The organism is Variovorax sp. W1I1 (assembly GCF_030815625.1).
Taxonomy (GTDB): Bacteria; Pseudomonadota; Gammaproteobacteria; order Burkholderiales; family Burkholderiaceae_C; genus Variovorax; species Variovorax paradoxus_C.
This window is the reverse complement of sequence record NZ_JAUSWZ010000001.1, coordinates 5,669,774-5,682,373: the sequence shown is the minus strand read 5'-3', so window position 1 is coordinate 5,682,373 and position 12,600 is coordinate 5,669,774. Positions and strand designations below refer to the sequence as shown.

At 65.5% G+C, this 12,600-nt stretch carries 12 protein-coding genes; all 12 read left to right on the top strand.

Annotated features, from left to right (window positions below):
- The 12 genes from ptsP to QFZ83_RS26310 all read left to right on the top strand — a co-directional run bounded on the left by ptsP (position 1) and on the right by QFZ83_RS26310 (position 12,598).
- Positions 1-1,800, top strand: coding sequence for a phosphoenolpyruvate--protein phosphotransferase (gene ptsP, locus QFZ83_RS26365; RefSeq protein ID WP_307511293.1), 1,800 nt, complete (start codon positions 1-3; stop codon positions 1,798-1,800).
- A 170-nt stretch (positions 1,801-1,970) separates the two neighbouring features.
- Complete coding sequence (locus QFZ83_RS26360; protein ID WP_307511292.1) at positions 1,971-2,345, top strand: DUF4148 domain-containing protein; 375 nt, start codon at positions 1,971-1,973, stop codon at positions 2,343-2,345.
- A 133-nt stretch (positions 2,346-2,478) separates the two neighbouring features.
- Positions 2,479-2,943, top strand: a complete 465-nt coding sequence (locus tag QFZ83_RS26355; RefSeq protein WP_307511291.1) for a Spy/CpxP family protein refolding chaperone — start codon at positions 2,479-2,481, stop codon at positions 2,941-2,943.
- Complete coding sequence (locus tag QFZ83_RS26350) at positions 2,936-3,412, top strand: DUF4260 domain-containing protein (RefSeq protein WP_307511289.1); 477 nt, start codon at positions 2,936-2,938, stop codon at positions 3,410-3,412. The genes QFZ83_RS26355 and QFZ83_RS26350 overlap by 8 nt, the downstream gene beginning before the upstream one ends.
- Complete coding sequence (locus tag QFZ83_RS26345; RefSeq protein WP_307511287.1) at positions 3,406-3,795, top strand: hypothetical protein; 390 nt, start codon at positions 3,406-3,408, stop codon at positions 3,793-3,795. Before QFZ83_RS26350 ends, QFZ83_RS26345 begins: the two co-directional genes overlap by 7 nt.
- 50 nt (positions 3,796-3,845) lie before the next feature.
- A complete protein-coding gene (locus QFZ83_RS26340; protein WP_307511285.1) occupies positions 3,846-4,553 on the top strand; it encodes a response regulator transcription factor in 708 nt (235 codons plus the stop codon).
- Positions 4,554-4,591: 38 nt separating this feature from the next.
- Positions 4,592-5,944: a HAMP domain-containing sensor histidine kinase gene (locus tag QFZ83_RS26335; protein WP_307512820.1), complete on the top strand. Its 1,353-nt coding sequence runs from the start codon at positions 4,592-4,594 to the stop codon at positions 5,942-5,944.
- Positions 5,945-6,053: 109 nt separating this feature from the next.
- A complete protein-coding gene (locus QFZ83_RS26330) occupies positions 6,054-7,097 on the top strand; it encodes an NADP-dependent oxidoreductase (protein WP_307511283.1) in 1,044 nt (347 codons plus the stop codon).
- A 165-nt stretch (positions 7,098-7,262) separates the two neighbouring features.
- Positions 7,263-7,817: a fimbrial protein gene (locus tag QFZ83_RS26325; RefSeq protein WP_307511280.1), complete on the top strand. Its 555-nt coding sequence runs from the start codon at positions 7,263-7,265 to the stop codon at positions 7,815-7,817.
- Positions 7,818-8,077: 260 nt separating this feature from the next.
- On the top strand, positions 8,078-8,818 hold the full coding sequence (locus QFZ83_RS26320) for a molecular chaperone (RefSeq protein WP_307511279.1): 741 nt from the start codon (positions 8,078-8,080) through the stop codon (positions 8,816-8,818).
- A gap of 19 nt (positions 8,819-8,837) precedes the next feature.
- The gene (locus tag QFZ83_RS26315) at positions 8,838-11,558 is read left to right on the top strand and encodes a fimbria/pilus outer membrane usher protein (protein WP_307511277.1); all 2,721 of its coding nucleotides are present in this window, start codon (positions 8,838-8,840) and stop codon (positions 11,556-11,558) included.
- Positions 11,555-12,598, top strand: a complete 1,044-nt coding sequence (locus QFZ83_RS26310) for a fimbrial protein (protein ID WP_307511276.1) — start codon at positions 11,555-11,557, stop codon at positions 12,596-12,598. Before QFZ83_RS26315 ends, QFZ83_RS26310 begins: the two co-directional genes overlap by 4 nt.
- Positions 12,599-12,600: the final 2 nt, after the last annotated feature.

Sequence of the window (12,600 nt, the reverse complement as noted above, 5' to 3'; positions counted from 1 at the left end):
ATGACCTTCGCAGTCCACGGCCTCCCTGTCGCCCGTGGCATTGCCATCGGCCGCGCGGTGCTGGTGGTGTCCAGCCGCATCGACGTCGCCCACTACTTCATCAAGCCCGAGGAAATCGAGACCGAGATCGACCGCGTGCGCACCGCGCGCAATGCCGTCGCCGACGAGCTCGCCAAGCTGCAGACCAGCGTTGCGCAGATGGGCCCGAACGACGCGCCGCACGAGCTTGCCGCGCTGCTCGAGGTGCACCAGATGCTGCTGCAGGACGAGGCCCTCACCGGCGGCGTCAAGCACTGGATCACCGACCGGCTCTACAACGCCGAATGGGCGCTGACCACGCAGCTCGAAATCATCGCGCGCCAGTTCGACGAGATGGAGGACGAGTACCTGCGCGAACGCAAGGCCGACCTCGAGCAGGTGGTCGAGCGCCTCCTGCACCGCATGAAGGGCACGGCCGCGGTGCTCGCGCCCAGCCCGCCGCGCCGCAAGCGCGCCGCAACGCACGATGACGACGACGATCCCACCGCGGGCGACGGCATCGACGTGCCGCTGGTGCTGATCGCGCACGACCTCTCGCCGGCCGACATGCTCCAGTTCAAGAAGAGCGTGTTCGCGGGCTTCGTGACCGATGTGGGCGGGCGCACCTCGCACACCGCCATCGTCGCGCGCAGCATGGACATTCCGGCCATCGTCGGCGCGCGCACCGCGAGCCAGCTGGTGCGCCAGGACGACTGGGTCATCATCGATGGCGATGCCGGCGTGATGATCATCGACCCCTCGCCGATCATCCTGGCCGAGTATGGTTTCAAGCAGCGCCAGGGCGACCTCGAACGCGGCCGGCTCGCGCGGCTGCGCCACAAGCCCGCCGTCACGCTCGACGGCCAGCGCGTCGAACTTCTCGCCAACATCGAGATGCCCGAAGACACCGCGGGCGCCGTCAAGGCCGGTGCCGTGGGCGTGGGCCTCTTTCGCAGCGAATTCCTTTTCATGGGCCGCGAGTCGTCTGCGCGCCAGACACGCCTGCCCGACGAGGAAGAGCAGTACCAGGCCTACAAGCGCGCGGTCGAGGGCATGCAGGGCATGCCGGTCACGATCCGCACCATCGACGTGGGCGCCGACAAGCAGTTGGAGAACAAGTCCGGCAGCAAGCAGGAGCACCTGAACCCCGCGCTCGGCCTGCGCGCCATTCGCTGGAGCCTGGCCGATCCGGCGATGTTTCTCACGCAGTTGCGCGCCATCCTGCGTGCCGCGGCGCACGGCGAAATCCACCTGCTGATTCCGATGCTCGCGCACGCGAGCGAGATCCGCCAGACGCTCTCGCTGATCGACTTTGCACGCACCGAACTGAACAACCGCGGCGCCGTGCATGGCCCCGTGAAACTCGGCGCCATGATCGAAATCCCGGCCGCCGCGCTCACGCTCAAGACTTTTCTCAAGCACTTCGATTTCCTGTCGATCGGCACCAACGACCTGATCCAGTACACGCTGGCGATCGACCGTGCCGACGAGTCGGTCGCGCATCTCTACGACCCCGCGCACCCCGCGGTGCTGAAGCTGGTGGCCGACACCATTGCTGAGTGCCGCCGCCAGGGCAAGGGCGTGGCCGTGTGCGGCGAAATGGCGGGTGACGTGGCTTTCACCCGCTTGCTGCTCGGCCTGGGCCTGCGCAGCTTCTCGATGCATCCGTCGCGCATCCTGGCGGTGAAGCAGGAGGTGCTGCGCGCGGACACCAGCAAGCTGGAGCCGTGGGCGCGCGGCGTGCTCGAGTCGGACGACCCCTCGGCCGCGCTCACGGGCTGACGCGCGCGCGTCGGACGACGGGCCGCGTGCAGGCCGCGGTGTTGCGCCGTTGAATCCGAAAGCAATAGCGCCGCAATAAAACGAAACACGCCGAAACCGCGGCGAAAGGACTTGCCGCGCCTGCGCAAGCACGATCAGGGCTCCTCAACACCCCCTGAAAGGTTTGCATCATGAAGTCCTTCTCCCTGACCCAGCTCATCACCGTCGGCTCGTTCGCCATGCTCGCCGCAGCGGGCGCCAAGGCCGAGAGCTACCAGGGCGTGCAGCCCGCCGTCTCGGCCATGAGCCGTGCCGAGGTCAGCGCCGAAGCCGTGCGCACCGCATCGGCACCGAACCAGAACATCGTGCGCGGTTCGCGCGGCCCCGAAACCGTGGCGGTGTCGACCGAACGCGCCCGCGTCGTGGCCGAAGCCATGCGCACCGCCGCAGCGCCCGACCAGAACGTGACCTCGGGCTCGCGCGTGAACAGCAAGGTCATCTCGACGATGCAGAACCCCGTCGATGCGCGTGCCGAAGCCGCGCGCAACAACAGCAGCAAGCTCTGAGCAACCACGCCTCGCGCTGCTGCCTCACCCGTCGCAATAAAACGAAACACGCCGAAACCGCGGTGAGAGGACTTCGGAGCGCGCCAATCGCACCATCGAGCTTCCTCTTCTTCCGACAACACAAGGACGTCTCATGAAACACTGGATCAAACGCACTCTCTTCGGTTTCGCCGGCGCGGCGATGGTGGCTGGCAGCATCGCCGGCTGTGCAGGTCAACGCCACGGCTGGGGTGGCGACAGCGCCGAGTTCCGTACCAAGATGGTCGAGCGCGTGGGCAGCAAGCTCGAGCTCGACACCACGCAAAAGCAGAAGCTCACCGTGCTGGCCGAGAAGCTGCAGGCGCAGCGCGAAGCCTTGCGCGGCGCGGGTGACGCGGGCGATCCGCGCTCGCAGTTCAAGGCACTGTTCGCGGGCAACAAGCTCGACCAAGCGGGTGCCACGCGGCTCATCGACGAGAAGACCACCGCAGTGCGGAACGGCAGCCCCGAAGTCATTGCGGCCGCTGCCGACTTCTTCGACAGCCTGAACGCCGCCCAGCAACAGAAGGTCCGTGATTTCATGGACCGCGGCGGCCGCCGCTGGAGCCGTCATGGCTGAATCGGTCCCCGCGCACCGGCTCGTGGCGCAGCGTGCCTCGGCACCTGTGGCATGGGCGACGCGGGTTGCGCCCGCGGCTGACGCGCCGAACGCGGCCGCAGGCGGCGTGCGCACGCTGCTGCGCCTCGAAGGTGCGTTCGTGCTGGCCGCCGCGTTGGCTGCCTACACGCAGTTCGGTCTCGGCTGGGGCGTGTTCGCGCTCTGGCTGCTCGTGCCCGACCTGTCGCTGCTCGGCTATCTCGCGGGCCCGCGCGTGGGCGCAGCGTTCTACAACGCGGCGCACTCGTACGTCGGACCTGTCGCGCTTCTCGTGCTCGGCGTGCTCGCATCGATGCCGTGGGCTGTGGCCGGCGCACTGATCTGGCTGACCCACATCGGCTTCGACCGTGCACTCGGCTACGGCCTCAAGTACGCCTCGGGCTTCGGCCTCACGCACCTGGGCCGCATCGGCCGCGCCGATCCATGGTGACGGCGAACGACATGGCCCCCGTGCTGCGCCCGCAGGCCGCGCGCGCCTGGATGCTGGCCGAGGCGCTCGCGCTCGGCGTCGCATCGATGGTGCACGCCGGCCTGCTCGTGCCGGGCTACGCCCATCCACACGCCCGCACGGCCGAGGCGGTGATCGCCGCCGTGCTGGTGCTTGCCGCGGCCGAGACTTGGCTGCGCCCCGAGCACGCACGCCGCGCCGCGATCTTCGGCCAAGGCTTCGCGCTCGCCGGCACGCTGGTCGGCTTTTTCACCATCGTGCTCGGCATCGGTCCGCACACGGTGCCCGACGTCGTCTTTCACGCGCTCCTGCTCGCAACGCTCGTGACAGGCCTGACCATGGCGGTGCGATGCCGACCGGTCTGATGGCCAGCGAAGTCATTCGCCACATGTTTGCCAGGAGGCACAATCCCGCCATGCCGCGCATCCTGCTGATCGACGACGACGAACACCTCGCCGCGCCGCTGACCACCTACTTCGCACGCTTCGGCTGCACGCTCGAGAGCGCCGTGCGCCCGAGCGAAGGCCTCGCCAAGCTGCGCGCCGGCCAGTACGACGCCGCCATCTTGGACGTGATGCTGCCCGAGATGGACGGCTTTGCGCTGTGCCGCGAGATCCGCAAGGAAAGCGACATCCCCATCGTGATGCTCACCGCGCGCGGCGAGGTGATGGACCGCGTGGTCGGCCTCGAGCTCGGCGCCGACGACTACGTGCCCAAGCCCTTCGAGCCGCGCGAACTGGTGGCGCGCGTGCAGACCATCCTGCGGCGGCAGCGCAGCACGCCGGCGGTGGCGAACGGACATGGCAACAACGGCACGCAACTGCGCGTGTTCGACGGCCTCTCGATCGATCTCGACCGGCGCCAGGTGCTGCGCCACGGCGAGCGCGTCGAACTCACCGGCACCGAGTTCGAACTGCTCGCGCTGCTGGCGGCCGAGCCCGGCAAGGTCTTCAGCCGCGACGACATCCTGAACCGCCTGCGTGGCCACGAGGCCGAGCTCTACACCCGCGCGGTCGACATCGTGGTGAGCCGCCTGCGCAAGAAGCTGGAGCCGCTGGACTGCATCAAGACGCTGCGCAATGCCGGCTACGCGCTGGCCGTCGCACGCAGCGAGCCTGCATGAGGTTCGGCGGAAGAGACCACCGGGAAGCGTGGCGCGAGATGGCCTGCCGCCGCGCCGAAATGCGCAAGCAATGGCATGCCCAGTGGCACGAAAAAGTGCAGGGCAAGCGCCGCTGGCGCCGGTCGCTGCGGATTCGTCTCGTGATGATGTTCGTGCTGCTCGCACTGGTGATGGCCGGTGTCTTCATGGGCGGCATGAAGAAGGCGTTTTCCACCGGCTGGGCCGAGGCCGCCAAGCCGATGCTGGTGGACTACGCCGACCGGCTCGTCGCCGAGATCGGCACGCCGCCCGACGTGACACGTGCACAGGCGCTGGTGGCCCGGCTGCCGATCACCATCCGCATCGTCGGCCCCACCGTCAACTGGGATTCCAACCCGGGCGGCTCGAACAGCCCCGGAGGCTGGATGCACGATCGCGAAGACATGTTCGGCGGCGACAAGTGGTTCATCCGCCCGACGGCCGACGGCCACCGCGTGATCTTCGGCTGGGCGCCCAAGCTCTGGCAGCTCGCGCCGCGCGCGACCGGTTGGGCCACGCTGGGCCTGCTGCTGTCGTGCGTGCTGCTGGGCTATGCGTACGTGAGCCGGCTGCTGCGGCCGCTGATCGACATCCGCGAAGGCGCACAGCGCTTCGGCCGCGGCGAGTTCACCGAGCCGATTCCGGTGCGCCGCAACGACGACCTGGGCGACCTCGCGCAGCGCATCAACACCATGGCCGACGACATCCAGGCCATGCTCGATGCCAAGCGCGGACTGCTGCTGGCGTTGAGCCACGAGCTGCGTTCGCCGCTCACGCGCGCCCGGCTCAACGCCGAGCTGCTGCCCGCCACGCCCGAGGGCCAAGCCGAGCGCGAGGCGCTGCTGCGCGACCTCAACGAAATGCGCGACCTGATCAGCGACCTGCTCGAAAGCGAGCGCCTGGCGAGCCCGCATGCGGCGCTGCAGCGGGAGCCGGTCGATCTCGCGGTGCTCGTGCGCCAGATCGTGGCCGAGATGCCCGGCGCCGAGAACGTACACCTCGACCTGGCCGAAGGCCTGCCGCCGCATTCGATCGACCGCATGCGCCTCCGCCTCCTGGTGCGCAACCTGCTGGACAACGCCATGCGCTACAGCACCGAAGCGCCCCGGCCGCCGTGCGTGTCGCTGCGCGCGGTGGTGGATGGCCAGGTGCAGGGCGTCGAACTCGAGGTGCGCGACTTCGGCCCGGGTGTCGACGAGACGCAGCTCGAGCGGCTGACCGAGCCCTTCTATCGCACCGATGGGGCGCGGGCGCGAGCGACCGGCGGGGTCGGGCTGGGCATGTACCTGTGCCGGCTGGTCGCCGAGGCGCACGGCGGTTCGTTGACCGTGCACAACGCGAATCCGGGCCTTCAGATCGTCGTGCGGCTCTGAGTTTTCCCTGGTGTCGGCCCTGTCGCCTGCGCTACCAGCGGGCGCGATGGGCGCGGCTACGATGCGCCTCCAACCGCGTCCGGCCCGCCCGTCAATCAAGGAGACACCCATGAGCAGCTCACTCACCAACCACCAGGTCCGCCTCGCCAAACGTCCCGAAGGCACGGCCACCCGCGAGAACTGGAAGTTCACCACCGAGCCCGTCGGCGAGCCGGCCGAAGGCGGAGTGCTGGTCAAGACGCTGTCGCTGTCGCTCGACCCCGCGATGCGCGGCTGGCTCAACGACGCCAAGAGCTACATCGCGCCCGTGGCCATCGACGAGGTGATGCGCGCCGGCGGCGTCGGCCGGGTCATCGCCTCGAAGAACCCGCAGTTCACGGTGGGCGACACCGTGTACGGCACGCTGGGCGTGCAGGAATACATCCTGATCCCCGAAGACCAGATCAAGCGCAACGGGCTGGTCAAGATTGACTTGAGCGTGGGCACGATCACGCAATGGCTCAACGTGCTCGGTATGCCGGGCATGACCGGCTACTTCGGCCTGATGGACGTAGGACAGCCCAAAGCGGGCGAAACGGTCGTCATCTCCGGCGCGGCCGGAGCGGTCGGGCAGACGGTGGGGCAGCTCGCCAAGATCAAGGGCTGCCGCGTGGTCGGGATCGCCGGCGGTGCCGCCAAGTGCGACTGGGTAGTCAAGGAGTTGGGCTTCGACGCCTGCATCGACTACAAGGCTGGCGCCGGCGCGGTGCGCGAAGGCCTGAAGACACATTGCCCGAAGGGCGTGGACATCTACTTCGACAACGTCGGCGGCGAGATTCTCGATGCGGTGCTGGCTCGGCTCGCACGCAAGGCCCGCGTGATCATCTGCGGCGCGATCAGCCAATACAACAATGCCAACAGCATGCCGGGCGCCGGTCCGAAAAATTACCTGAGTCTTTTGGTGAATCGGGCGCGGATGGAGGGCATCGTGGTGTTCGACTATGCCGACCGGTACCACATCGCTATCGCAGAACTCGCTGGATACCTGAAAGATGGTCGCATGAAGAGCAAAGAAGATGTGGTTTCGGGGATCGATACCTTTCCGGAGGCGCTCAACCGGCTGTTCAGCGGCGAGAATTTCGGAAAGCTTGTTTTACAAATATCTAATGTTTAAGCTTATTTGCAATTGGGTGTTTTTCACGGTCGACCGACCAACATAATTAACTAGTGTAATTAGTGGTGAATTGACGTCTTCATGCTTTCTTTGGGTAATTAGACTGCGGCCTGCCCTGCATAAGGCAGTCGCAATTCAATTAATTCAATTCCTAGGGAACGCAAAATGAAGAAGTTTGTACTCATTAAATTCGCATCGCTGGCCGTGGCCGGTGTGTTGTCGCAAAGCGCTTTCGCCATCGACGGCACCATCAATTTCACCGGTGAGATCACTACGCAAGCCTGCTCGGTTTCTCCGAACAGCCAGAACCTGATCGTGCCGCTGGGCAAGGTCTCGACCAACGCCTTCGGCGGCAGTCCTGCGACCATCGGAGCGAAGTCGACGCCGGCCCAATTCACGATCGACCTGCTGGGCTGCGACACCACGACCATCAAGAATGCGAGCGTGAGTTTTTCGGGTAACGCCGACCTCGACAACAACACCAAGCTGCGCCTGGCCAATGCCGGCCAAGTGGGCGCGGCCTCCGCCTTGGGCGTGGCCATCGAAATCGGCGATTCCGCCGGCACCAAGATCGACCTGAATACGGGCAACTCGGGCGATTACATCCTGGGCCAAGGCGACAACTCGCTGAAGTTCCAGGCTGCCTACATTGCGACCAGGGCGGTCGTGGCGGCCGGCCCGGCCAACGCCGTTGCCCAGTTCACGATCGCCTACAAGTAAGTAGCGCCCGCGGCATTCGCGGCTGGCTGAAGCGCGCAGCGCTTCACGCACGCACACACGCGATGCCTTCTTGTCTGACGCCGCGCCCGACTGAACGTCCCGGCCGGCGTCGGCATTTTCCATTTTCTCCTCCCGGCAACGCGCCGACTTCGGCGCTTCGCCGGGCTTGAGTGCTCGTGCTCCGGATACCTCACGCGCACGGTGGACCATCTCTTATGTGCAGCAAGAACAACCTTCGTTGGATTTTCAGCATCGTGTTGATGCTCGGCCTTCAATGGCCCGCCGCTGCGGGCGTGATGCTCGGCGGCACTCGCGTGATCCTCGGCGAAAAGGACCGTGAAGCCTCCATCCCTGCAAAGAACACAGGCACTTCGCCCTATGTGGTCCAGGCCTGGATCGACGCCGGCGAAGGCAAGAACAAGACGCCATTGCTCGTCACGCCGCCGCTGTCGCGCCTCGATCCGGGCAAGGAAAACATCCTGCGCATCATGCGCGTGGCCGGCGAGTTGCCGGCCGACCGTGAGTCGGTCTTTTGGCTCAACGTCAAGGAGATTCCGGAGAAGTCGAACGAAGAGAACGTTCTCCAGATTGCGGTGCGCAGCCGCATCAAGGTGTTCTACCGGCCTTCGAAGCTTGCGGGCAGGTCCGATGAATCGCGAGGCCAGCTCAAGTGGGCAGTGAGTGCCGGCACCGAAGGGCAGGGCGCTGTGCTCAAGGTCGGCAACCCCACGGCGTATCACGTGACCTTCACTGCGCTGAACATCAACAGCGGCCAGCAACTGATCAACGCCGACATGCTTCAGCCATTCGGCGAGATGACGTACCCGCTGACCACGGTGAAGGCACCGCAGGCGATCCAGGTGAACTTCACCACGCTCAACGACTACGGCGGCGAGACGCCTGAGGAGCGCGTGCAGGTTCCTGCGGGCGCGGAGCCCGTGGCTGTGAAGGCTGAGTTGGTCCCGCAGCCTGCGCCTTCCGCCGCCGGCGACAAGCGCTGAGACGCGGAGACACGCAGCCATGCGCCGTTCACCCGCTCCTCGCGCGCCATTTCGGCTGACCCTGTGCGCCGCCTTGCTGGGCGCGCTCGGCGCACCCAGCCATGCGCAGGAGAAAGCACAGCAGCTGGCCGGCTCCAGCTTCAACGAGGAATTTCTCGGCATCGGCGGGGACCAGCCGCACGCCGATCTCTCGCTGTTCTCCTTCGGCAACCGTGTGCTCGCGGGCAAGTACATGGTGGACGTGTCACTCAACGAGCGTGGCGTCGGGCAAACCGAAATCCGCTTCATCGAAAAAGAAGGCAAGGCCGACGCCGAACCCTGCCTCACGCGCAGTATGCTGGACGCCTGGGGTGTCAACGTCCAGGTCTTTCCCGCGCTGTCCGTTGGTACCGAGGTGATTGCTGCACCCTCCCCGGGCGACGATCGCTGTGTCGACCTGGGCACGATCATTCCCGATGCGACCTTCTCTTACGACGCCGGCAAGCAGCGCCTGTTCGTGAGCATCCCGCAGGCGGCACTCAGGCGCTCGGCACGCGGCACGGTCGGCCCCGAGAAATGGGACCAGGGCATCACCGCCGGCATGTTGGACTACCAGATCAACTTCGCACGCTACAGCGGCGACAACACGCGCAACGATCCGAGCCCCTTCGCACCCCCGCAAAACGTGTTCGACAGCAACTCGATCTTCGATCGCAACAGGAACCGCCAGCGCAACACCTTGTTCGCGGGTCTGCGCGCCGGCTTCAACCACGGCGACTGGCGCTTCCGACATTTCTCGACCTACAACCGCGGCATCGACGGCAAGAGCCGCTGGCAAGGCATCAACACTTACGCGCAACGCGACATCGCGTCGATCAACGGCCAGTTATTGATCGGCGACGGCAACACGCCCGGCAACTTCTTCGACAGCCTGCCGTTCCGCGGCGTGCAGCTCTCGTCCGACGACGCGATGCTGCCCGACAGCCAGCAGGGCTACGCGCCCACCATCCGCGGCGTGGCGCAGACCAACGCACGTGTCACCGTACGGCAGAACGGCTATGTCATCTACAGCACCTTCGTGGCGCCGGGCGCGTTTGTCATCGACGACCTGTACCCCACTTCGTCGAGCGGTGACCTGGACGTGACGGTCCTCGAAGCCGACGGCCGCCAGACCAGATACACCCAGGCCTTCTCGGCCGTGCCCACGCTGCTGCGCGAGGGCACCTGGCGCTATTCGGCCACCATCGGCAAGTACCGCAACAATTTCGACGGCGGCAGCGTGCTGGGCATTCGGTCGTCGCTTTCGCAGCCGATGTTCATGCAGGCGACGCTCGCGCGCGGTCTCGGCAACGAGTTCTCGCTCTATGGCGGCCTCTTGATGGCGAACATGTACCAGTCGCTGCTGGTCGGCGTGGGGAAGAACCTGCGCGATTTCGGCGCGGTGTCGGTCGACCTCTCGAGCGCGCGTACCATCGATCGCACGCCCACCAATGGCCAGAAGACCCACGACGGCCAGTCGGTGCGCTTCCTCTATTCGAAGTCCTTCCTCGACTCGGGCACCAACTTCCGAGTGGCAGGTTATCGCTATTCGACCAGCGGCTACCGCACCTTCCAGGAGGCGGTGCAGATGCAGGACCTGCAGCCTTTCGAGTCGTTCAACAGCCGCCGCAACGAGTTGCGCTTCGAGGTCTCGCAGCAGATCAAAGACTGGGGGAGCGTGTTCGCCTCCGCGCGCCAGCAGAGCTACTGGGGCACCAGCGCAAAAGACCGGCTGGTGCAGGTGGGCTACTCGGGCAACTACAAGCAATTCGGCTACAGCGTTTTCTACAACCACACCTCCAGCCTGAACGGCGCGGCCGGGCGGCAGGGACCGGCCGTGCGGCAGGTGATGTTCACGCTGAGCATTCCGCTAGGCGACACGCGTGCCAGTGCGATGTACACGGTCAACCGCGACAACACCGGGCGGCTCAGCCAGCAGGCCAGCGTGTACGGCTCGGCCTTCGACGACAGCCGCCTGACCTACAACATGACGGCCGGCACAGCCAACCAGGGCGGCGGCAGCAGCGGCAGTGCAAGTGCGAGCTACCTGTCGCAGGTCGGCCGCTTCGACGTCGGCCATTCGAAGGGCCGCGGCTTCGGTCAGAGCACCTTCGGCGTGTCGGGTGGCGTGTTGATCCACGGTGGCGGCGTCACGCTGTCGCAGCCGTTGGGTGAGAGCGTCGCACTGGTGCAGGTACCCAAGGCCTCCGGCGTGGGCTTCGAGTCGCAGCCGGGCGTGGCGACTGACTGGTCCGGCAATGCGGTCATTCCCAACCTGAGCCCATACCGGCTCAATCGGCTGGCGCTGAAGACCGCCGACCTCGGCGACACGGTCGAGGTGAAGAACGCGGCCACCGAGCTGGTGCCCACGCGCGGCGCGGTGGTGGTCGCCAAGTTCGAAACCTCGGTGGGCTTCCGCCTGCTGATGGTGCTGACCGATGCGAAGGGCGGCGTGCTGCCGATGGGTTCCAAGATCGAGAACGAAGCGGGCCAGGAGGTCGGCATCGTCGGGCCAGACGGCCAAGCCTTCGTGACCGGCGCGGGCCAGGGCGGCAACCTCACGGTGCGCTGGGGTCAGGGCAAGGCCGACCAATGCGTCGTGCCGTACAGCCTGCCCGATGAAAAGAACCCGCCGCCGATTCGCGAATTGAACGGTCGGTGTGAAGTCCCCGCTGCAGCCGCGCCGGAAACGACGAAAGAGACTAAGCAAGGAGCGAAATGAACCCCAATAATTTATCCGGCAAGACGAAAGCCTTGGCCAGCCGAAAACTGTCTGTCATGCCTCTCGTTTTGGGTATGGGCCTGCTGCCGGTTGCGAGCGGTGCCGGGGCTGCCTGTCTCGCGGCTCCTGACTTTGTCCAGAAAAACATCGCGATGGATATGGGGAGGGTGGTCATTCCAAACGACATGGCCGTGGGCGCAGTTTTCAAGACCCAGCGATTCACCATTCCTGTCAATGGTGCATCGGAGGCTTTGTCGAATTGCGTCAACGGCGGATCCGGGATCGGACGCATATTGCAGGGAGACGCGGTCCCTGGCAGGGAGAACGTTTTCACTACGCAAGTGCCTGGCGTAGGGATCAGGTTTTCGCGCGAAATTAGTGAGAACGACGGGAGCGGAACGCAGACTTTTTACCCGCATACCCTCAGATACAACGGCAATGTCGGCGTGAGGATTTTCAGCCCGTCGTTCTTTACTGTTGAGCTGATGAAGATCGCTGCCACGACAGGCAATGGGCCGCTGGCACAGGGTACCTATACAACCTATACGCGGGATGGTGATGGCTCGGTGATGATCAACTCTTTCCTGTCCGGCCTCGGTATCACCATCATCACTCCATCGTGTTCGGTGGATGCAGGATCGAAGAACATCCCGGTGGAGTTCGGCAAGGTGCCGCAGAGCAATTTCAAAGGCAGGGGCACCACCACAGGTGGCCGCAATTTCAACATCAGGCTCAACTGCAAGGCGGGACAGAACGCGGAGAACACGGTCTTGCTGCGCATGGATGCCCAGCAAGACCCGTCGAACGAACAAGGTGTGTTGCGTGTCACGCAACTGGGTACGGCTACCGCAGGTGGTGTTGGAATTCAGGTGATCGACGGCAAGAACGTGCCTGTCAGGTTCGGCGATGAAGTAGAGGTCGGCCCGTCGAAGGAGGGCGACTACGTACTGCCCTATACCGCGCGCTATTACCAGACCGGTGACAGGGTGACGCCGGGTCGTGCAAACGGCATTGCCACCTTCACGATTGCATACAAATAGCC

Coding starts and splice junctions, on each gene's coding strand:
- QFZ83_RS26345 (WP_307511287.1), top strand. CDS start 3,406: ATGGTGACGGCGAACGACATGGCCCCCGTGCTGCGCCCGCAGGCCGCG.
- QFZ83_RS26315 (WP_307511277.1), top strand. CDS start 8,838: ATGCGCCGTTCACCCGCTCCTCGCGCGCCATTTCGGCTGACCCTGTGC.
- QFZ83_RS26355 (WP_307511291.1), top strand. CDS start 2,479: ATGAAACACTGGATCAAACGCACTCTCTTCGGTTTCGCCGGCGCGGCG.
- QFZ83_RS26335 (WP_307512820.1), top strand. CDS start 4,592: ATGGCCTGCCGCCGCGCCGAAATGCGCAAGCAATGGCATGCCCAGTGG.
- QFZ83_RS26320 (WP_307511279.1), top strand. CDS start 8,078: ATGCTCGGCCTTCAATGGCCCGCCGCTGCGGGCGTGATGCTCGGCGGC.
- QFZ83_RS26330 (WP_307511283.1), top strand. CDS start 6,054: ATGAGCAGCTCACTCACCAACCACCAGGTCCGCCTCGCCAAACGTCCC.
- QFZ83_RS26350 (WP_307511289.1), top strand. CDS start 2,936: ATGGCTGAATCGGTCCCCGCGCACCGGCTCGTGGCGCAGCGTGCCTCG.
- QFZ83_RS26340 (WP_307511285.1), top strand. CDS start 3,846: ATGCCGCGCATCCTGCTGATCGACGACGACGAACACCTCGCCGCGCCG.
- ptsP (WP_307511293.1), top strand. CDS start 1: ATGACCTTCGCAGTCCACGGCCTCCCTGTCGCCCGTGGCATTGCCATC.
- QFZ83_RS26360 (WP_307511292.1), top strand. CDS start 1,971: ATGAAGTCCTTCTCCCTGACCCAGCTCATCACCGTCGGCTCGTTCGCC.
- QFZ83_RS26325 (WP_307511280.1), top strand. CDS start 7,263: ATGAAGAAGTTTGTACTCATTAAATTCGCATCGCTGGCCGTGGCCGGT.
- QFZ83_RS26310 (WP_307511276.1), top strand. CDS start 11,555: ATGAACCCCAATAATTTATCCGGCAAGACGAAAGCCTTGGCCAGCCGA.